This is a genomic window from Arthrobacter sp. 10N410, from assembly GCF_056394945.1.
The window spans coordinates 539,348-557,725 of record NZ_JBFTIP010000002.1 but is presented as its reverse complement, the minus strand read 5'-3'; the positions used below and the strand labels follow the sequence as shown (position 1 = coordinate 557,725).

Sequence of the window (18,378 nt, the reverse complement as noted above, 5' to 3'; positions counted from 1 at the left end):
ATCACGTGACAACGTCAACCCACGGCAAGTTCGACCGCAAGCCCTTCATCGCGGGCAACTGGAAGATGAACATGGACCACGTCCAGGGCATCACCCTCCTGCAGAAGCTGGCCTGGACCCTGTCCGACGCCAAACACGACTACAGCCGGGTGGAGGTCGCCGTGTTCCCGCCGTTCACCGATCTCCGCGGCGTGCAGACCCTCGTCCAGGGCGACGAGCTGGACGTCGTCTACGGCGGCCAGGACCTCTCGCAGTTCGACTCCGGCGCCTACACCGGGGACATTTCCGGACAGTTCCTCGCGAAGCTCGGCTGCCGCTACGTCCTGGTGGGCCACAGCGAACGCCGCACCATTCACAACGAGTCCGACGAGGTCCTCAACGCCAAGACCAAGGCGGCCTTCCGCCACGGCATGACCCCCGTGCTGTGCGTCGGCGAGGGGCTCGAAGTCCGCCAGGCCGGCACGCACGTGGACCACACGCTTGCCCAGCTGCGGGCCGGCGTCGAAGGCCTTACCGCGGAGCAGGCGGCCGAGTTGGTGGTCGCGTACGAGCCCGTCTGGGCCATCGGCACCGGCGAAGTCGCCGGGCCGCAGGATGCCCAGGAGATGTGCGCCGCGATCCGCGCCGAACTCGCCACCCTCTTCGACGCCTCGGTCGCCGCCAAGACGCGCCTGCTCTACGGCGGCTCGGTGAAGGCGAACAACGCCGCCTCGATCCTCAAGGAACGCGACGTGGACGGATTGCTGGTCGGCGGTGCCAGCCTGGACGCCGCCGAGTTTGCTAATATTGTCAGGTTCGAGAGTCACACGCTGACGGATTAGTCCGGACACAGCTTTGGCCCCCGCAATCCCCATCTTCTGAAAGGCCGTAGTGGACGTTCTTCATGTCATTCTCCAGGTGCTGCTGGGCATCACCAGCCTCCTGCTGACCTTGCTCATCCTGCTTCACAAGGGGCGCGGCGGCGGTCTGTCCGACATGTTCGGCGGCGGCATGAGTTCCGGGCTCAGCTCCTCGGGCGTAGCCGAGCGGAACCTCAACCGCTTCACGGTCATCCTCGGAGTCACCTGGGGCGTCGTCATCATCGCCCTCGGCCTGCTGATGCGCTTCAGCACCGGCGCCGACTCCTAGTACCCCCGTTTTCTAAAACTTCATATGGGCCTTGCGGCCCTCCCCGCATCGGGAACTCCGAACTACACTGTCGCTGGCAAGCCAATCCACCAGCCGAGTAGCCAGGAGTTCCCGATGCTGCATTCTGCTTCCGGATTCAGGGGCATCCGCGTCGGTGCCATCGCCGGAGCCCCGGCCCGCCATGAGCCCCTCGACGGGGGCGCGGCGCAGCCCCGGATCTGCGTCACCTACCGGTGCGCGAAAGGCCACGAGACAGCGCTCGTGTTCGCCAAGCTCCCTGAGGAGCAAATCCCCGGGGTGTGGGACTGCCGCCGCTGCGGCGGAGCAGCCACCCGGGACGAGTCCCGCTTCGCGCTGGAGGACGAACCCGCCGAGGGTTTCAAGAGCCACCTCGAGTACGTTAAAGAAAGGCGCTCCAGCCAGGACGCCGAAGACGTGCTGGCTGGAGCGCTTGAACGGCTACGCGCCCGACGCGCCCTTCCGGACGAGCTGCTCGGGGACGCGTGAGGCTGCGTCCTCGTCGATCAGCCACAGCGTCTGGAACCGGCCACGGGGCCCTGCCGCCGGCACCTGCACCGGGTTGGCTCCGGCCAGGGCCAAGCCCACGGCGCCGGCCTTGTCATCGCCGGCCACCACCATCCACACCTCGTTCGCGGTGTTGATCGTCGGCAGCGTGAGGGAGAGCCGGGCCGGCGGCGGCTTGGGGGAGTTGCGGACCCCGACGACGGTCAACTCCTTCTCCCGGATGCCGGCCTGCTCCGGGAACAAGGACGCCACGTGCGCGTCCGGGCCGACGCCCAGTAGCACGATGTCCAGCCGCGGCAAGGCGCCGGGCTCCTCCGGACGGTCATCGGACATATCGGCGGCGTGCTCGGCCGCAGCCGCCTCGGCAAGCCGCCGCGCGTAGTCCGCCGCTGCTTCTTCAGGGGTTCCGAAGTCGTCCGTCGAGCCCGGGACGTGGACGCGCGAGGGGTCCACGTTGATGTGCGAGAGCAGTGCCTCGTGCGCCTGGCGGGCGTTGCGGTCGGCGTCGTCCGAGCCGACGAAGCGTTCGTCGCCCCACCAGAAGTTGACCTTGGACCAGTCCACCGCCTGTGCGGCCGGCGACTCGGCGACCGCCTTGAGCGAGCCGATCCCCATCGTGCCGCCGGTAAGCACCACCGTTGCCTCGCCGTGCTTGTCCTGGATGTCCACAAGCTTGGTGATCAGGCGTGCCGCGATCGCCGCCATCAGGACGGTCGAGTCAGGATGGATGCTTACTCTGGGGTCAGCGCTCACTGGGACGGACACTCCTTAGGTTGGTACGTGGCAGTCCAATAGTAATCACTTCACCGAAGACTTCGTCCGGGTCCAGGCGCCGGAGCTCCTCAGCCAGGCAGTCCTTGAGGCTGCGGCGCGGCAAGGAGATGCGCTGGGCAGGCTGGCCCGGCTGGGTCAATTCCGCCACGGTGAGTCCGGGTCGGAACAGCTGCACGTCGCCGCCGGTGCGGGTCAGCCGCACGCGCCGGATCCCGGTGCCGGCCGGATCGGCGACGATGGTCACCGGGGCGTCCAGCGCCAGCGTGAGCCATGCCGCGAGCAGCAGGGTGCTGGGGGAGTCCGAGGCGCCTTCGACAGCGACGGCGGTGACCGGCGAGGAGTCCACTTGGTCCAGGACTGCCGCCAGCTGGATCCGCCAGTTGGTCAGGCGGGTCCAGGCCAGGTCGGTGTCGCCGGCCTTGTAGGTGCTGCGGAGATTGTCCAGCGCCGCCAACGGGTCCGGCTCGTTTGCGGAGTCGGTGATGCGGCGGTGCGCGATCCGGCCGATCGACGTCTCGCAGGCATTCCGGGGCGCACCGTGCGGCCACCAGGCCACGATCGGGGCATCCGGAAGGAGCAGCGCGGCCACGAGGGATTCGCTTTCCTCCGCGAGTTCGCCGTAGCCGCGGAGCAGGATGACCTCGGAGGCGCCGGCGTCGCCGCCCACCCGGATCTGCGCGTCCAGCCGGGTGGGCGCCGAGGCGCCGGCGTCGGCGAGGACGATGATCCGGCAGGGGTGTTCCCGGCTGGCTTCGTTGGCGGCCTCGATGGCTTCCTCTTCGAGGCCGGACTTGGTCACCACCACGAGGGTCAGCACGCGGCCCAGGGCGATCACGCCGCCCTGTTCGCGCAGCGCCATGATCTTCTTGGAGATCTTGGAGGTTGTTGTGTCGGGAAGATCTACGATCATGGCCTTCTCCAGGTCCGTCCGTCGCGGGCGAGCAGTTCATCGGCGGAGGCGGGACCCCAGCTTCCGGGGGCGTAGGGCTCCGGCTGTTCGTTCAGGCTGGCCCAGTAGTCCTCGAACGGGTCCAGGATCTTCCAGGACAGCTCCACCTCCTGGTGCCGCGGGAACAGCGGCGGCTCGCCAAGGAGCACGTCCAGGATGAGCCGTTCGTAGGCCTCGGGACTGGACTCGGTGAAGGAATGGCCGTACCCGAAGTCCATCGTGACATCGCGGACTTCCATCTGGGTGCCGGGGACCTTGGAGCCAAAGCGGATGGTGGCGCCCTCATCGGGCTGCACCCGGATGACGACGGCGTTCTGGCCGAAGTCGTCCTCGCCGTGGTCACGGAAGAGCAGGTTGGGCGCGCGCTTGAACACGACGGCGATCTCCGTCACCCGCCGCCCCAGCCGCTTGCCGGCCCGCAGGTAGAACGGCACGCCGCTCCAGCGCCGGGTGTTGATGTCCACCCGGATCGCGGCGAACGTCTCGGTCGTGGAGTCGGCGGGGATGCCTTCCTCCTCCAGGTAGCCCTGGACCTGCTCACCGCCCTGCCAGCCGCCGGCGAACTGTCCGCGCGCCGAGTGCGTGGAGAGGTCCTCCGGCAGCCGGACCGCGGCCAGGACCTTTTCCTTCTCGGCGCGGAGGTCGTCCGCGTTGAAGGAGATCGGTTCCTCCATGGCGGTCAGGGCAAGCAGCTGCAGCAGGTGGTTCTGGATGACGTCGCGGGCAGCGCCCACGCCGTCGTAGTACCCGGCGCGGCCGCCCGTGCCGATGTCCTCCGCCATGGTGATCTGGACGTGGTCCACGTAGTTGGCGTTCCACAACGGTTCGAACAGCTGGTTGGCGAAGCGCAGGGCCAGGATGTTCTGGACCGTCTCTTTGCCGAGGTAGTGGTCGATCCGGAAGACTGCATCGGGCGGGAACACCGATTCCACGATGTCGTTGAGCTGCCGGGCCGACTCGAGGTCGTGCCCGAACGGCTTCTCGATCACGACGCGGCGCCACTTGTCGCCCTCGGCCTGGGCGAGGCCGTGCTTGGAGAGCTGCCGGCAAACCAGTTCGAAGGCCTTCGGCGGGATGGAGAGGTAGAAGGCGTGGTTGCCGCGGGTGCCACGCTGCTCGTCGAGTTCGTCGATGGTTTCGCTAAGCCGCTCGAAGGCGTCGTCATCGTCGAACTCGCCCTGCACGAAGCGGATGCCCTCGGAGAGCTGCTTCCACACCGTTTCGTCGAAGGGTGTGCGGGCGTAGTTTTTGACCGATTCCTTCACCTCGGCGGCGAAGTCCTCGTTCTCCCACTGCCGCCGGGCAAACCCGACGAGGGCGAAGCTCGGGGGCAGGAGCCCGCGGTTGGCGAGGTCGTAGACGGCCGGCATGAGTTTCTTGCGGGCGAGGTCACCGGTAACGCCGAAGAGAACCAAGGAGGAGGGGCCGGCGATGCGGTTCAGCCGGCGGTCCCGCGGGTCCCGGAGCGGATTGCGCCCCCGGCCCGCGGACTTAGGGCTGCCGTTTTGCGAGAGTGGCATGGTTGCTGTGGTGCCTTAGCTTTCGGTGGAGGACGCTGGGCGGCCAGCAAATGAAGTGCCGGCCAGCGAGGAGACAAGCTGCTGCAACTGGCGGACGCCGGAGGCACGGTCCGTGAGGTGGAGCCGGAGCACGGGCCGGCCGTGTTCGCTGAGGACCTGCGCATCGCCGGCGGCCTGGGCGGAGATCAGCTCACCGAAGCTGAACGGGCGTTCCGGGATGGGCAGGTCCGTCGCGGAGGCCGCGGTGACCTGCAGGAACACGCCGATCGCCGGGCCGCCCTTGTGGAACTGCCCGGTGGAGTGCAGGAACCTCGGTCCCCAGCCGAAGGTGACGGGGCGGCCGCTGAGGGCGGCCAGTTCGTCCCGGATGCCTTCGAGCGGTGCGTAGTTGAGCCGGTCGAAGTAGGCCTGGACGCTGAGGTAGCCGTCCGTACCAAGCTGGCCCAACAACGCGCTGACCGCTTCGGCCGCGGTGCCGGCGTCGCCCAGCCAGGTGCCGCCGCGGACCTCGATCGCGCCGTCGGTGAAGTTGGCCGGCGTCGGTTCGGGCTGCGCATCCAGCAGGCCGCGTGCTGCGACCTTGGCGGCCTCGACGTCGGGCTGGTCGAAGGGGTTGATGCCCAGCAGCCGTCCCGCGACGGCGGTGGCGAACTCCCACGTCATCATCTGCGCCGCGAGGCCGCCGGCGATGGCCGACTCGTTGTCGCCCAGTTCGACGTCGGCGTCGGCTGCCACCAGCCGGATCACCAGCACGTCCGCGGCGCCGCCCGTGACCTCCGGCGCGTCCGGACCGGCGACGACCGGCAACACGCCGGTGCCGAGCTTGCCGGTGGACTCGGCGATGAGCTGTTCGGCCCAGTCGGCGAACCCTACGATCCCGGAGCCGTCCTCGGCGATCACGATCTTGTCGCGCAGCGGGTTGGTGCCGCCCAGCGCGGCGCCGAGGGCGAGGCCGATGTTCTCCTCGCTGTCGTCATTGAGGATCTCGGCGGTCTCTTCAGCTTCGTCCAGGAAGGCCTGGATGTCCACGCCGGCCAGTCCGCACGGCACCAGCCCGAAGGCAGTCAGTGCCGAGTACCGGCCGCCGACGTTGGGGTCGGCGTTGAACACGGCGCGGTAGCCGGCTTCGCGTGAGGCCTTGTCCAGCGGCGATCCCGGGTCCGTGACGATGACGATCCGGCTCTTCGCGTCGAGCCCGGCCTCGGTGAAGGCATGCTCGAAGACGCGGCGCTGCGAGTCGGTCTCCAGCGTGGAGCCGGACTTCGAGGAGACCACGATGGCGGTCTGCTCGAGCCGGTCTGCCAGGGCGGCGCCAACCTGCTCGGGATCGGTGCTGTCCAGCACCGTCAGCCCGACGCCGGCGGTTCCGGCGATGACCTCGGGGGCCAGCGAGGAACCGCCCATGCCGCACAGGACAATCCGGGTCACGCCTTCGGCGCGGAGCGCGTCGCGGAGGGCCAGGACGTCCGCCACGAGCGGCTGGGAGACGGTGGCGGCCTCCACCCAGCCGAGCCGGACCGCGGCCTCGGCTTCGGCGTCGGGACCCCACAGGGTGGCGTCCTTGGCGAAGATCCGGGTGGCGACCCGGTCCTCCAGCAGGGCGGGCAGGTGCTGTTCATGCGCCTGGCGGGCGGCGCCCGTGGCGTCGTAGCTGAGAGTGGTCATGGGGGACTATGCGTCCTTCCGTGCAGCGGCGAGGGCGACCTCGACGTCGGCCAGCAGTTCCTTCCAGCTTGCCACAAACTTGTCGAGGCCTTCGGACTCGAGCACGGCGACGACTTCGTTGTAGGAAATGCCCAGTGCGTCGAGCGCGTTGAGGGTCGCGTTCGCGTCGTCGTAGCCGCGGGTGACCGTGTCGCCGGTGATGGCGCCGTGGTCGTAGGTGGCGTCGAGGGTCTTTTCCGGCATGGTGTTAACAACGCCGGGGGCGACGAGCTCGGTCACGTACAGGGTGTCCGGGTAGGCCGGATCCTTGACGCCGGTGGAGGCCCACAGCGGGCGCTGCGGACGGGCGCCGGCTTCGGCGAGCAGGGCCCAGCGCTCGGTGGAGAAGAGCTCCTCGTAGACCTGGTAGGCCAGGCGGGCGTTGGCCAGGCCGGCCTTGCCCTTGAGGGCTTTGGCTTCGTCCGTGCCGATCGCGTCGAGGCGCTTGTCGATTTCGGAGTCCACGCGGGAGACGAAGAACGACGCGACGGAGTGAATCTTGGACAGGTCGTGGCCGTTCTCCTTGGCCTGTTCGAGCCCGCTCTGGAACGCGTTGATCACGGCGCGGTAGCGCTCGAGCGAGAAGATCAGGGTCACGTTGACGCTGATGCCGCTTGCCAGGGTGGCGGTGATGGCCTCGAGGCCTTCAATCGTGGCGGGGATCTTGATCAGGACGTTGTCCTTGTTGACCTGGCCGTAGAGTTCCTTGGCCTCGGTGATGGTGCCGGCGGTGTCCCAGGCGAGGCGCGGGTCCACCTCGATCGAGACGCGGCCGTCGACGCCGTTCGTCGCGGCGGCCACGGGGGCGAACAGATCGCAGGCGTCGGCGACGTCGGTGGTGGTGATCGCGAAGACGGTCTCCTCGACGCTGGCGCCGGCGGCTGCCATTTCCTTGATTTTGGCGTCGTAGTCGGTGCCCGTGGTGATGGCAGCGTGGAAGATGCTCGGGTTCGTGGTGACACCGACGACGTTCTTCTCTTCGATCAGCTTGCGCAGCGTGCCGGTGGCGAGGCGGCCGCGGGAGAGGTCATCGAGCCAGATGGAGACGCCGGCGTCGGAGAGCTGCTGCGTGGGGGTAGCGGTGGGGGTGGTGTTCATGTGTAACTCCTGAAGTCTGGGGCCGCCGCCGTTGGTGGGGCGGCGGCCCGGAAAGCGTGAAGTTGGGATCAGGCCGTGAGGCCGGCGAGGGATTCCTTGGCGGCGGCGGTCACGGCCTCGGCGGTGATGCCGAATTCCTGGAACAGGCGCTTGTAGTCGGCCGACGCGCCGAAGTGCTCGAGGCTGATGGAGCGGCCGGCGTCGCCGACGAACTCCTTCCAGCCCAGGGCGAGCCCGGCTTCGACGGAGACGCGTGCCTTGACGTTGGCGGGGAGCACTGCCTCGCGGTAGGCGGCGTCCTGCTTGTTGAACCATTCCACGCACGGCATGGAGACCACCCGGGTGGGGATGCCTTCGGCCTGCAGGGCCTCGCGGGCGGCCACGGCGAGCTGGATCTCGGAGCCGGTGCCGATCAGGATGACCTGCGCCTCGGTGCTCTGGCCGTTGGCGGACGCTTCGGCCAGCACGTAGCCGCCCTTGGCGACACCGGCCGTCGAGGCGAAGGTGTCTGCCTCGGCATCGGAAGTCCCGCGGGCATAGGTGGGGATGTTCTGCCGGGTCAGCACAATGCCGGCCGGGTTCTCATGGTTCTCGAGCATGACCTTCCAGGCCGCCGCGACCTCGTTCGCGTCGCCGGGGCGCACGACGTCCAGGCCCGGGATCGCCCGGAGCGAGGCGAGCTGTTCCACCGGCTGGTGGGTCGGGCCGTCCTCGCCGAGGCCGATCGAGTCGTGCGTCCAGACATACAGGGACGGGACGCCCATCAGGGCGCCGAGCCGGATCGCCGGGCGCTGGTAGTCCGAGAAGATCAGGAACGTGCCGGAGAACGCCCGGGTCGCCCCGTGCAGGCTGATCCCGTTCACGATCGACGCCGCGGCGTGTTCGCGGATGCCGAAGTGCAGCACCCGGCCGTAGGGGTTGCCCTTCCATGCCTCGGTCTGCCGGGAGGCGGGGATGAACGAGGGAGAGCCCTCGATCGTGGTGTTGTTGGATTCGGCGAGGTCGGCGGAGCCGCCCCACAGCTCGGGCATGACCGGGCCGATCGCGTTCAGGACCTTGCCGGACGCGGCGCGGGTGGAGACGTCCTTGCCGGCTTCGAAGACCGGCAGGGCGGCATCGAGTTCGGCCGGAAGCTTCCGGGCTTCAACGCGCTCCAGCAGGACGGCCGCCTCGGGGTTGGCCGACTGCCAGGCCTCGAAGGACGCCAGCCACTCGGTCCGTGCCGCGGCGCCGCGGGACTGCGCCTCGCGGGTGTGGGCCAGGACCTCGTCGTCGACCTGGAAGCTGCGCTCCGGGTCGAAGCCGAGGACCTTCTTCAGGCCCGCGACTTCCTCGGCGCCGAGGGCCGAGCCGTGGATCTTGCCGGTGTTCTGCTTCTTCGGCGCCGGCCACCCGATGATGGTGCGCAGCGAGATGATGGAGGGTTTGCCCGTCTCGGCCTTCGCGGCGAGCAGGGCGGCGTGCAGCTCGGGCACGTCCTCCTTGTACTCTCCGGTCCGGGTCCAGTCGACCCGCTGGGTGTGCCAGCCGTAGGCCTCGTACCGGGCCAGGACGTCCTCGGTGAACGCGACGTCGGTGTCGTCCTCGATGCTGATGTGGTTCTCGTCGTAGATCACCACGAGATTGCCCAATTCCTGGTGGCCGGCGAGCGAGGAAGCCTCGGACGTGACGCCTTCCTGCAGGTCGCCGTCGGAAGCGATCACCCAGATGGTGTGGTCGAACGGGCTGGTGCCCTCGGCGGCGTCGGCGTCGAACAGCCCGCGCATCCGGCGCTGGGAGTAAGCGAAGCCGACGGCGGATGCCAGGCCCTGGCCGAGCGGGCCGGTGGTGATTTCCACGCCGGCGGTGTGCTTGTACTCCGGGTGTCCCGGGGTCAGCGATCCCCAGGTCCGCAGCGCCTCGAGGTCCTTCAGCTCCAGGCCGTAACCGGAGAGGAAGAGCTGGATGTAAAGCGTCAGGGACGTGTGGCCGGGGGACAGGACAAACCGGTCACGTCCCAGCCAGTCCGGGTTCGCCGGATCGTGGCGCATCAATTTCTGGAAGAGCAGGTAGGCGGCCGGGGCCAGGCTCATGGCCGTGCCGGGGTGGCCGTTGCCGACCTTCTCCACCGCATCCGCCGCGAGTACCCGGACGGTGTCCACGGCACGCTGGTCCAGATGAGTCCATGACAGTTCTTGCTCTTCCAAATGTGGCACGTAAACCGGGCCCCTCTCTGTGCTGACGGCCGGTGGTACGGGTTTTCCCTCTGGGAGCTTTCCCGCTGAGGGCATTCCGCCGGGGGCACAGTTCGGTGCCCGCTGCGGTTCGTACCAGCCGTTCACCATCGAAACGTTGATCTATCATTTAGTCGCATGCGCAGAGGCAGGGAGCGCCGTTGGGGGCAGCCGCCCGTGCGTGCTGATCTGTCAGACAGCTTAGCCCCATTCCACCTGCCGGGTAGCGTACATCTCACGAATTGGACCGGTTTTCGGCTTATATGAATCACCGCGTGCCGCCGCGGCGGTGAGGCTGCGTTAACCTGGCGGAATTCCAGCGGGTTTCCGGAGGACCCGGACGCGGGTGCCGCCACGGTATGATGGTGCGTGGCTACCAACGGGGGCGAGGACATGCCTGTGCGCTGCGCGTGGACCCCCTCCGAACGCAGTGCGCCGGATCTAGGACGTACTGCGGCGACCAGCCGGACTGAACAGCCAGACAGAACAGAGTGACTGCCACCGTGAGCACAACAGATACGCCGCTTAACGCCTCCCCGGCCCCGGGTCGAATCGGCTTCGGCCGCAAAGCCAAGGCCTACCTGGCGCTCACGAAACCCCGGGTGATCGAACTCCTGCTGGTCAGCACCCTGCCCACCATGATCTACGCCGAGCGCGGCTTCCCGTCCCTGGGCCTGATCCTGGCGACCCTCGTGGGCGGCGCCTTTGCTGCCGGCAGCGCGGGCTCCTTCAACTGCTACATCGATCGGGACATCGACAAGTTGATGCACCGGACGGAGAACCGGCCGCTGGTTACGGGCGAGGTCACGCCGCGGGAAGCGCTGGTGTTTTCCTGGCTCCTCGGCGCCGCCGCCATCGCGATCCTCTGGTTCGGTGCCAACCCGCTCTCGGCGTGGCTGGGCCTCGGCGCCATCGTGTTCTACGTCGTGATCTACACCATGATCCTGAAGCGCCGCACCGCGCAGAACATCGTCTGGGGCGGCGCCGCGGGCTGCTTCCCGGTGCTGATCGCCTGGGCCGCCGTGACCAACACGGTGGAATGGCCCGCCGTCGTGCTCTTTATGGTGATCTTCCTCTGGACGCCGCCGCACTACTGGCCGCTGTCCATGCGCTACGGCGAGGACTACCGCAACGCCAACGTGCCTATGCTTGGCGCGATCGCCGGCGCCAAGGTCGTCTCCGTGCAGGTGGTTCTCTACGCGTGGGCCATGGTTGTCTGCTCGTTGCTGCTGATCCCGGTCGGCGGGGCCGGATGGGTGTACACCGTCACCGCCGTCGCCGCGGGGGCCTGGTTCCTGTACGAGTCGCATGCCCTCTACAACCGGGCACAGGGCGGCGACGTCTCCAACAAGGGCGCCATGAAGGTCTTCCACGGCTCGATCAGCTACCTCACCCTGCTTTTCATCGCCCTGGCTGTCGACCCGTTCATCGGGTCCGCCATCGTCGGCGGCTAAGCAGAAGTCTCCCGCAACAAACAACGCGCCGGTCACCTGCCGCCCGCTCCGGTCTTCCGGATGGGCGGCGGGTGACCGGCGCGTTTGTGGTTCAGGCGGCTGCTGCCGGAGGGGGTGCTACTTCAGCGGGCTGCTGCGCGCGATGTCGGCGGCGTTGGTGGACGCGCTCATCAGAAGGGCCGCGCCGAGCATGTGGGCGGCAACGAGCAGGGCCGGGATGCCGTTGTAGTACTGCGTGAAGCCAATGACCGCCTGCAGCACGGTGACGCCCAGGAGCAGGAACACCGCCGTGCGGAACGGGCCGGTGATGCGGCCGCGGAACACCAGGACGACGCCGAACAGGGCCCCCGCGGTGACGAGGTAGGCAGGGACCGCATGGATGTGCGAGAACAGGTCCCAGTCCAGGTTGTTGCGCGGCGCGTTCGCGTCGCCGGCGTGCGGGCCCGCACCGGTCACCACGACGCCGAGGCACACGGCTACGGCCGAGATCAGCGCGACGGCGGTCAGCACGGGGCGTGCGGCGCCCGGCAGCGCGGGGAGCTGGCTGGTGCGGAACTTGCCGGTCCTGCCGTAGGCCCGGTTGACCAGCAGGGTCGCGAGAACCACGAGTGCCATCGAGACCAGGAAGTGCAGGCCCACCACCCACGGATTCAGCTGGGTGAGGACGGTGATGCCGCCGATGACAGCCTGGGCCGGGATGCTGGCCAGCAGGCCGAGGGCCAGTAGGAAAAGGTCCCGGCGTTCCTTGCGCAGGTTCCACAGGTACACCAGCATCGCGACTGCGACGGCGGCCAGCGCGAACGTCAGGAGCCGGTTGCCGAACTCGATGATGCCGTGGATGCCCATCTCCGGGGTGTTCACGAGCGAACTGTCGGTACAGCGCGGCCAGGTGGGGCAGCCCAGGCCGGAAGCGGTGAGGCGGACGGCGCCGCCGGTCACCACCAGCACGGTCTGGCCGATCAGGGACAGCACGGCCAGCCGGCGGACGGTCTTGTCGACGGTGACGGGCAGCCGGGAGGAAATCCGGGACACGATCCGGGAAGGGCGGGATGCCGTACTCACAGTTTTCTCAATTCCACTTGAACCAACGGGTTGCTGCGGCGCCGGCAATGGCCGTCCAGAGCAGCAGGACAAAGACGGCGGCGAGATTGACGCTGCCGTGCAGGAAAGCATCCCGCAGCGCCTGGCCCAGCGCGCCGGAGGGAAGGAAGTGCACAATCGCCTGGGCGAGAGCGGGGAGGCGCTCGGCCGGGATGACGATGCCGCCGAGGGCGCCCAGCAGGATCCACAGCAGGTTGGTGATCGCCAGCGTGGCCTCCGGCCGGACCGTGCCGGCCACCAGCAGGCCCAGGGCGGTGAAGGCAGCGGCGCCGAGGACCAGCAGCAGCAAGCCCGGGAGCAGCCCCGGCGCCGACGGCCGCCAGCCCAGGGGCAGGGCGACCGCTGCGACCACCAGCACTTGAAGCAGCAGCACCGCCAGCACCGCGAGCACCTTGCCCAGGATCAGGCCCGCGCGGCCCAGCGGTGTGGTGGAGAGGAAACGCAGCACCCCGTAGCGGCGGTCGAATCCCGTGGCGATGCCTTGGCCGGTGAACGCCGTGGACATGGCGCAGAGGGCGAGGATGCCCGGCACGGCGGTGTTGATCCTGCTGGAACCAAGGCCGTCCAGCAGGGGAGTAACGGTCAGGCCCACGAGGGCCAGCAACGGCAGGATGATCGCGAGGATCAGCTGTTCGCCGTTACGGATCATGGTGACGGTCTCATACTTGCCCTGCAGCAGGATCCGGCGCAGCAGGGGAGCGGGGGCGCTGCCCAGCGGGGTGCCGGCGGTGGCGGGGGCGGAGCTCATCGGATCTCCCTTCCGGAGATGTCGAGGAAGACGTCCTCGAGGCTGCGGGCGGCCAGGCTCATGGAGGCCGGCATTATGCCGCGGTCCGCCCACCAGGCCGTGACGGCGGCGAGGTCGGCGGGCGTGAGCGCACCGGTGGCGCTGTAGCTTCCGGCGCGCGTCTCGCGGATGTCGACGTCGGCGGGCAGGACGCCGGCCAGGTCCAGTCCGGGCTCCGCTTCGAAATGCAGCGTCCGGATGTGCTGTTCGCCGGCGGCCGCCAGTTCGTGCCGCAGCAACTGCGCTACGGTGCCTTCGGCGACGTTCCGGCCGGCGTCGATGATGTAGACGTAGTCGGCCAGGCGCTGGGCGTCGTCCATGAGGTGGGTCGTGAGGATGATGGCCATGCCGCGGTCCCGTAGTTCGGCGATTAGCTCAAAGACCAACTGGCGGGACTGCGGGTCCAGGCCGGCGCTGGGCTCATCGAGGAAAAGCACTTCGGGGCGGCCCACCAGGGCTGCGGCCAGGGCGAGGCGCTGTTTTTGGCCGCCGGAGAGTCGCCGAACGGAGGTCCGGCTGAAAGCGTCGATGCCCAGGCGCGCCACGAGTTCGTCCACCGGCCACGGGTCCTGGTACATCCCGGCGATGTGCCTGAGCAGCGGGATCGGGCGGGCCGACGGCGGCAGGCCGCCGTCCTGGAGCATGACGCCGACGCGGGCGCGCAGCTCCGCCCCGGCCGTGTCCGGATCCTGGCCGAGCAGGCTGATGCTGCCGCCGGACCGTTTCTGCAGGCCCTGGGCGCATTCGATGGTGGTGGTCTTACCAGCCCCGTTGGCCCCCAGCAGGGCGGTCACCTGGCCGCGCTCGGCAACGAGGGAGACGCCACTGACCACCCGCAGCATTTTGCCGTCAAGGCTGGGCAGCGGACCAACATCCTTGATGAGCCCGCTGATTGTCAGGGCGGGGGATTCGGGAGATCGCACCAAAGCATTCTACGCGATGTAGTAGGCGCGGCCCCGATCCGGAGCCAGCGCCAGGAAAGCCATGCCTTACTGGATCGGGGGAGTAAATTACGACATGATTGTGTTGTGTATTCCATGAGCCCAACTACTTCTGCCGCGCCTGCCGTGCGCGCGGAGTCGGCCGAGCCTGCCGAAGGCGAGGCTGTTCCCGCAGCAATGCCTGCGGCGATGGCTGCCGACGCGGAGGAACGCACCCGGGACCGAGTCTTGGCGGCTGTGCTCGAACACGGTCCGATCAGCGCCGCGGAGCTCGGCGAGCTGCTCGGTTTCACTCCGGCGGCGGTTCGACGTCACCTGGACCACCTCTCACGTCACGGCGTGATCGAAGTCAAGCGCGCGGCCCGTGCAGGCGCCGGCGCGGGGCGCCCGGCGCGCCGCTACGTGCTCAGCTCGCAGGGCCAGTCCACGCTCGGCAACGACTACCTCGACATCGCCAGCTCCGCGCTGCGGCGGCTCGGCGAAATGGCCGGCGAGGACGCGGTACGGGAGTTCGCCGTCGAGCGTTTCGCCGAAATGGAACGCCGCTACGCGCCGGAAATCGAGCGGGCGGGAACCGATATCACGGCCCGCGCGCAGGCCTTGTCCGAGGCGTTGAGCCGCGACGGTTTTGTCGCCTCGGCGCAGTCAATCGAGGCCAAGGCGCCGCTGCCGGCCGCCCTTTCCAGCGTCCAGCTCTGCCAGGGCCACTGCCCCATCCAGCAGCTCGCCGCGCAGTTCCCGGTGTTCTGCGACGTGGAGACCGAACTGTTCTCCCGGCTGGTCGGCGTCGATGTGCGCAGGCTCTCCACCCTGGCGCGCGGCGGCCATGTTTGCACCACCCACATACCTACGGGCCGTCCGGCCGCCGTCGGGGCTCCCAGCCCCGCGGGCCCGGGCAACCCGGACGAAGTATCCAACCATCTGCAAGAAAGGCCGTGATGACGGACCAACTATCAGAGAAGAAGGTTGCTGAATCCACTGTGATCTCGGAGATTCTGGAAAAGAATCCCGAGCTCCACGGAATCGGAACCTACGAATACGGCTGGGCCGACAAGAACGACGTCGGCGCCAACGCACGCCGTGGTATCGATGAGGACGTCGTACGTGACATCTCGGGCAAAAAGAACGAGCCGGAATGGATGCTGGACCTGCGCCTGAAAGGCCTTAAGTACTTCGACCGCAAGCCCATGCCCACCTGGGGTGCGGACCTGTCCGGCATCGACTTCGACAACATCAAGTACTTCGTGCGCTCCACGGAGAAGCAGGCCGCCACCTGGGAGGACCTGCCCGAGGACATCCGGAACACCTACGAGAAGCTGGGCATCCCGGAAGCCGAGCGCAGCCGCCTCGTCTCCGGCGTCGCCGCCCAGTACGAGTCCGAGGTCGTCTACCACCAGATCCGCGAGGACCTGGAAGCCCAGGGCGTCATCTTCCTGGACACGGACACCGCGCTGCGCGAGCACCCGGAAATCTTCCAGGAGTACTTCGGCACCATCATCCCGGTGGGCGATAACAAGTTCGCCTCGCTGAACACGGCGGTCTGGTCCGGCGGCTCCTTCGTCTACGTGCCCAAGGGCGTCCACGTGGACATCCCGCTGCAGGCCTACTTCCGCATCAACACGGAAAACATGGGCCAGTTCGAGCGCACCCTGATCATCGCGGACGAGGACTCCTACGTCCACTACATCGAGGGCTGCACCGCGCCGATCTACACCTCGGACTCGCTGCACTCCGCCGTCGTGGAGATCATCGTGAAGAAGGGTGCCCGCGTCCGCTACACGACCATCCAGAACTGGTCCAACAACGTGTACAACCTGGTCACCAAGCGCGCCATCTGCGAAGAGGGCGCCACCATGGAGTGGATCGATGGCAACATCGGCTCCAAGGTCACCATGAAGTACCCGGCCGTCTACCTCGTGGGCGAAGGCGCCAAGGGCGAGACCCTCTCGATCGCGTTCGCCGGCGAAGGCCAGCACCAGGACACCGGCTCCAAGATGGTCCACATCGCGCCCAACACCAAGAGCTCGATCATCTCCAAGTCCGTGGCCCGCGGCGGCGGCCGGGCTGCCTACCGCGGCCTGGTCCAGGTCCGCGAAGGCGCCAAGCACTCGGCCAACACGGTCCGCTGTGACGCGCTGCTGGTGGACACCATCAGCCGCTCGGACACGTACCCGTACATCGACATCCGCGAGGACGACGTCACCATGGGCCACGAGGCCACGGTCTCGCGGGTCAGCGAAGAACAGCTGTTCTACCTGATGTCCCGCGGCATGCGCGAAGACGAGGCCATGGCGATGATCGTCCGCGGCTTCATCGAGCCGATTGCCCGCGAACTGCCGATGGAATACGCCCTCGAGCTGAACCGCCTGATTGAACTGCAGATGGAAGGATCGGTCGGTTAATGACTGACATCACTACTGAAAAGGCCCGCATCGGCGCGCCCTCAGCCCAGCCGTTCATCAACGGTTTCACCGAGGAAGGCGAGAGCCTTTCACCGCTGAACGCCGCGGAGTCCAAGTCGCCGCTGGCCGGCGAAGCCGTCAAGCGCCACTCGCACGGCGGCGGCGTCGGCGTCCCGGACAGCTCACGCGCCGGCCGCCTGACCTCGTACAAGCTGGCGGACTTCAAGCCGCTGACCGGCATGGAGGAAGACTGGCGGTTCACCCCGCTCAAGCGCCTCCGCGGCCTGCACACCGACGTCCTCAGCGGCGCGGCACCGTCCGTGGCCGTCACCGGCCCGGACAGCGTCCGGATCGAGACCGTCGGCCGGGACGATGCCCGCATCGGCTCCGCCGCCATCCCCGAGGATCGGGTCTCCGCGAACGCCTGGGAGAACTTCACCGAGGCCACCGTCATCACGGTTCCCGCCGAGGTCCAGGCCGAGGGCGAGGTCAGCGTAGTCCTGACCGGCCAGGGCACCGGGGCCTCCGCGCAGCACGTTGTGATCATCGCGGAGAAGTTCTCCAAGGCCGTTGTTGTGCTAGACCACCAGGGCACCGCCGTCGTCGCGGAAAACGTCGAGATCCTGGTCGAGGACGGCGCGCAGCTCACCGTCATCTCCCTCCAGGAATGGAACGACGACGCCGTGCACGCCTCCTCCCAGCAGGCGAAGCTCGGCCGCGACGCCAAGTTCAAGCACATCGTCGTCAGCCTCGGCGGCGACCTGGTCCGTGTCACGCCGTCGACCCGCTTCACCGCCCCCGGCGCCGAAGCGGAAATGTTCGGCCTCTACTTCGCGGACGCCGGCCAGCACCTCGAGCAGCGCCTCTTCGTGGACCACGCCGTCGCCAACTGCAAGTCCAACGTGCTCTACAAGGGCGCCCTGCAGGGCCGGAACGCGCACACCGTCTGGGTGGGCGACGTCCTGATCCGCAAGGAAGCAGAAGGCACCGACACCTACGAGGCCAACCGCAACCTGGTCCTCACCGACGGTGCCCGCGCGGATTCCGTGCCGAACCTTGAGATTGAAACCGGCCTGATCGCCGGCGCCGGCCACGCCAGCGCCACCGGCCGCTTCGACGACGAGCACCTGTTCTACCTGATGGCCCGCGGCATTCCGGAAAAGGTGGCCCGCCGACTGGTGGTCCGCGGCTTCCTGAACGAGATCATCCAGCAGATCAAGGTCCCCGCCATCGAAGAGCGCCTCACGGCCGCCGTCGAGCGCGAGCTCGCCGCCACGGAAAACTAGTGCACGGCACTAGGGAAGACGGACAACGAACATGACGGAACAGCCAAGGGGCGAGCTGGTCTGCAACGCCAGCGAGATCCAGGTCAAGCAGGCGCTGCGGATCCTGATCGATGACTACCCGGTAGCGGTCGTCAAGGACTCGATGGGGGAGATCCACGCCATCGGCGATACCTGCTCGCATGCAGACATCTCGCTCTCCGAGGGTGAAGTGGAAGGCTGCAAGATCGAATGCTGGGGCCACGGCTCACAGTTCGACCTGCGCAGCGGCCAGCCGCTCCAGCTGCCCGCCTACGATCCCGTGCCTGTCTTCGCCGTGACCATTCAGGGCGACGACGTCTACGTAGACGTCAGCACCATCCTGAACGGCGCCGAAGCTCCGAACTTCAGCTGACCGCCGGGGCAAGCCACGCTTGTCCCGGCCGGGCCGGCAACCAGCACCACAAAAACTTATCGACGAGAAAACGCACCGCCGCCGAGGCGGGGGTGCAGAGGAGAA

Annotated in this window: 17 protein-coding genes; 8 read left to right on the top strand and 9 right to left on the bottom strand. The window is 68.0% G+C overall.

The window, feature by feature from the left end; all coding sequences use genetic code 11:
* Positions 1–5: 5 nt before the first annotated feature.
* The 3 genes from tpiA to AC1DB8_RS07015 all read left to right on the top strand — a co-directional run bounded on the left by tpiA (position 6) and on the right by AC1DB8_RS07015 (position 1,635).
* Complete coding sequence (tpiA, locus tag AC1DB8_RS07025; RefSeq protein WP_476892586.1) at positions 6–821, top strand: triose-phosphate isomerase; 816 nt, start codon at positions 6–8, stop codon at positions 819–821.
* 49 nt (positions 822–870) lie between these two features.
* Positions 871–1,128 carry a preprotein translocase subunit SecG gene (gene secG, locus AC1DB8_RS07020; RefSeq protein WP_175323316.1) on the top strand — a complete coding sequence of 86 codons (258 nt, stop codon included), beginning with the start codon at positions 871–873 and terminating at the stop codon, positions 1,126–1,128.
* Between the two features lie 114 nt (positions 1,129–1,242).
* Complete coding sequence (locus tag AC1DB8_RS07015; RefSeq protein ID WP_476892585.1) at positions 1,243–1,635, top strand: RNA polymerase-binding protein RbpA; 393 nt, start codon at positions 1,243–1,245, stop codon at positions 1,633–1,635.
* On the opposite strand, the gene pgl is transcribed toward AC1DB8_RS07015, so the two are convergent.
* The 6 genes from pgl to tkt form a co-directional block, all read right to left on the bottom strand.
* Positions 1,588–2,406 (bottom strand): 6-phosphogluconolactonase, encoded by an 819-nt coding sequence (pgl, locus tag AC1DB8_RS07010; RefSeq protein WP_476892584.1) that lies wholly within the window; start codon positions 2,404–2,406, stop codon positions 1,588–1,590. The two genes, AC1DB8_RS07015 and pgl, sit on opposite strands and share 48 nt — an antisense overlap.
* Positions 2,396–3,337, bottom strand: coding sequence for a glucose-6-phosphate dehydrogenase assembly protein OpcA (locus tag AC1DB8_RS07005; RefSeq protein ID WP_441418688.1), 942 nt, complete (start codon positions 3,335–3,337; stop codon positions 2,396–2,398). Before AC1DB8_RS07005 ends, pgl begins: the two co-directional genes overlap by 11 nt.
* Positions 3,334–4,896 carry a glucose-6-phosphate dehydrogenase gene (gene zwf, locus AC1DB8_RS07000; RefSeq protein WP_441418689.1) on the bottom strand — a complete coding sequence of 521 codons (1,563 nt, stop codon included), beginning with the start codon at positions 4,894–4,896 and terminating at the stop codon, positions 3,334–3,336. Before zwf ends, AC1DB8_RS07005 begins: the two co-directional genes overlap by 4 nt.
* A 15-nt stretch (positions 4,897–4,911) precedes the next feature.
* On the bottom strand, positions 4,912–6,561 hold the full coding sequence (locus tag AC1DB8_RS06995) for a glucose-6-phosphate isomerase (RefSeq protein ID WP_476892583.1): 1,650 nt from the start codon (positions 6,559–6,561) through the stop codon (positions 4,912–4,914).
* Positions 6,562–6,567: 6 nt separating this feature from the next.
* Positions 6,568–7,698 (bottom strand): transaldolase, encoded by a 1,131-nt coding sequence (gene tal, locus AC1DB8_RS06990; RefSeq protein WP_441418691.1) that lies wholly within the window; start codon positions 7,696–7,698, stop codon positions 6,568–6,570.
* A gap of 68 nt (positions 7,699–7,766) precedes the next feature.
* Positions 7,767–9,884: a transketolase gene (gene tkt / locus AC1DB8_RS06985; RefSeq protein ID WP_476892582.1), complete on the bottom strand. Its 2,118-nt coding sequence runs from the start codon at positions 9,882–9,884 to the stop codon at positions 7,767–7,769.
* Between the two features lie 518 nt (positions 9,885–10,402).
* Here tkt and AC1DB8_RS06980 point away from each other — a divergent pair.
* A complete protein-coding gene (locus AC1DB8_RS06980; RefSeq protein WP_476892581.1) occupies positions 10,403–11,365 on the top strand; it encodes a heme o synthase in 963 nt (320 codons plus the stop codon).
* Positions 11,366–11,482: 117 nt separating this feature from the next.
* On the opposite strand, the gene AC1DB8_RS06975 is transcribed toward AC1DB8_RS06980, so the two are convergent.
* Genes AC1DB8_RS06975 through AC1DB8_RS06965 form a run of 3 tightly spaced genes read right to left on the bottom strand, consistent with a single transcriptional unit; the run spans position 11,483 to position 14,176 of the window.
* Positions 11,483–12,427 carry a COX15/CtaA family protein gene (locus AC1DB8_RS06975; RefSeq protein WP_441418692.1) on the bottom strand — a complete coding sequence of 315 codons (945 nt, stop codon included), beginning with the start codon at positions 12,425–12,427 and terminating at the stop codon, positions 11,483–11,485.
* Positions 12,428–12,434: 7 nt separating this feature from the next.
* Complete coding sequence (locus AC1DB8_RS06970; protein WP_476892580.1) at positions 12,435–13,214, bottom strand: ABC transporter permease; 780 nt, start codon at positions 13,212–13,214, stop codon at positions 12,435–12,437.
* Entirely contained in the window at positions 13,211–14,176 is a 966-nt protein-coding gene (locus tag AC1DB8_RS06965; protein ID WP_441418694.1) for an ABC transporter ATP-binding protein, read from the bottom strand. The genes AC1DB8_RS06970 and AC1DB8_RS06965 overlap by 4 nt, the downstream gene beginning before the upstream one ends.
* A gap of 114 nt (positions 14,177–14,290) precedes the next feature.
* On the opposite strand from AC1DB8_RS06965, the gene AC1DB8_RS06960 reads away from it, so the two are divergent.
* Genes AC1DB8_RS06960 through AC1DB8_RS06945 form a run of 4 tightly spaced genes read left to right on the top strand, consistent with a single transcriptional unit; the run spans position 14,291 to position 18,273 of the window.
* Positions 14,291–15,133 carry a helix-turn-helix transcriptional regulator gene (locus AC1DB8_RS06960; RefSeq protein ID WP_476892579.1) on the top strand — a complete coding sequence of 281 codons (843 nt, stop codon included), beginning with the start codon at positions 14,291–14,293 and terminating at the stop codon, positions 15,131–15,133.
* On the top strand, positions 15,133–16,596 hold the full coding sequence (gene sufB / locus AC1DB8_RS06955; protein WP_441418696.1) for a Fe-S cluster assembly protein SufB: 1,464 nt from the start codon (positions 15,133–15,135) through the stop codon (positions 16,594–16,596). Before AC1DB8_RS06960 ends, sufB begins: the two co-directional genes overlap by 1 nt.
* Positions 16,596–17,882: a Fe-S cluster assembly protein SufD gene (sufD, locus tag AC1DB8_RS06950; RefSeq protein WP_476892578.1), complete on the top strand. Its 1,287-nt coding sequence runs from the start codon at positions 16,596–16,598 to the stop codon at positions 17,880–17,882. Before sufB ends, sufD begins: the two co-directional genes overlap by 1 nt.
* 31 nt (positions 17,883–17,913) lie before the next feature.
* Entirely contained in the window at positions 17,914–18,273 is a 360-nt protein-coding gene (locus AC1DB8_RS06945; protein WP_476892577.1) for a non-heme iron oxygenase ferredoxin subunit, read from the top strand.
* Positions 18,274–18,378: the final 105 nt, after the last annotated feature.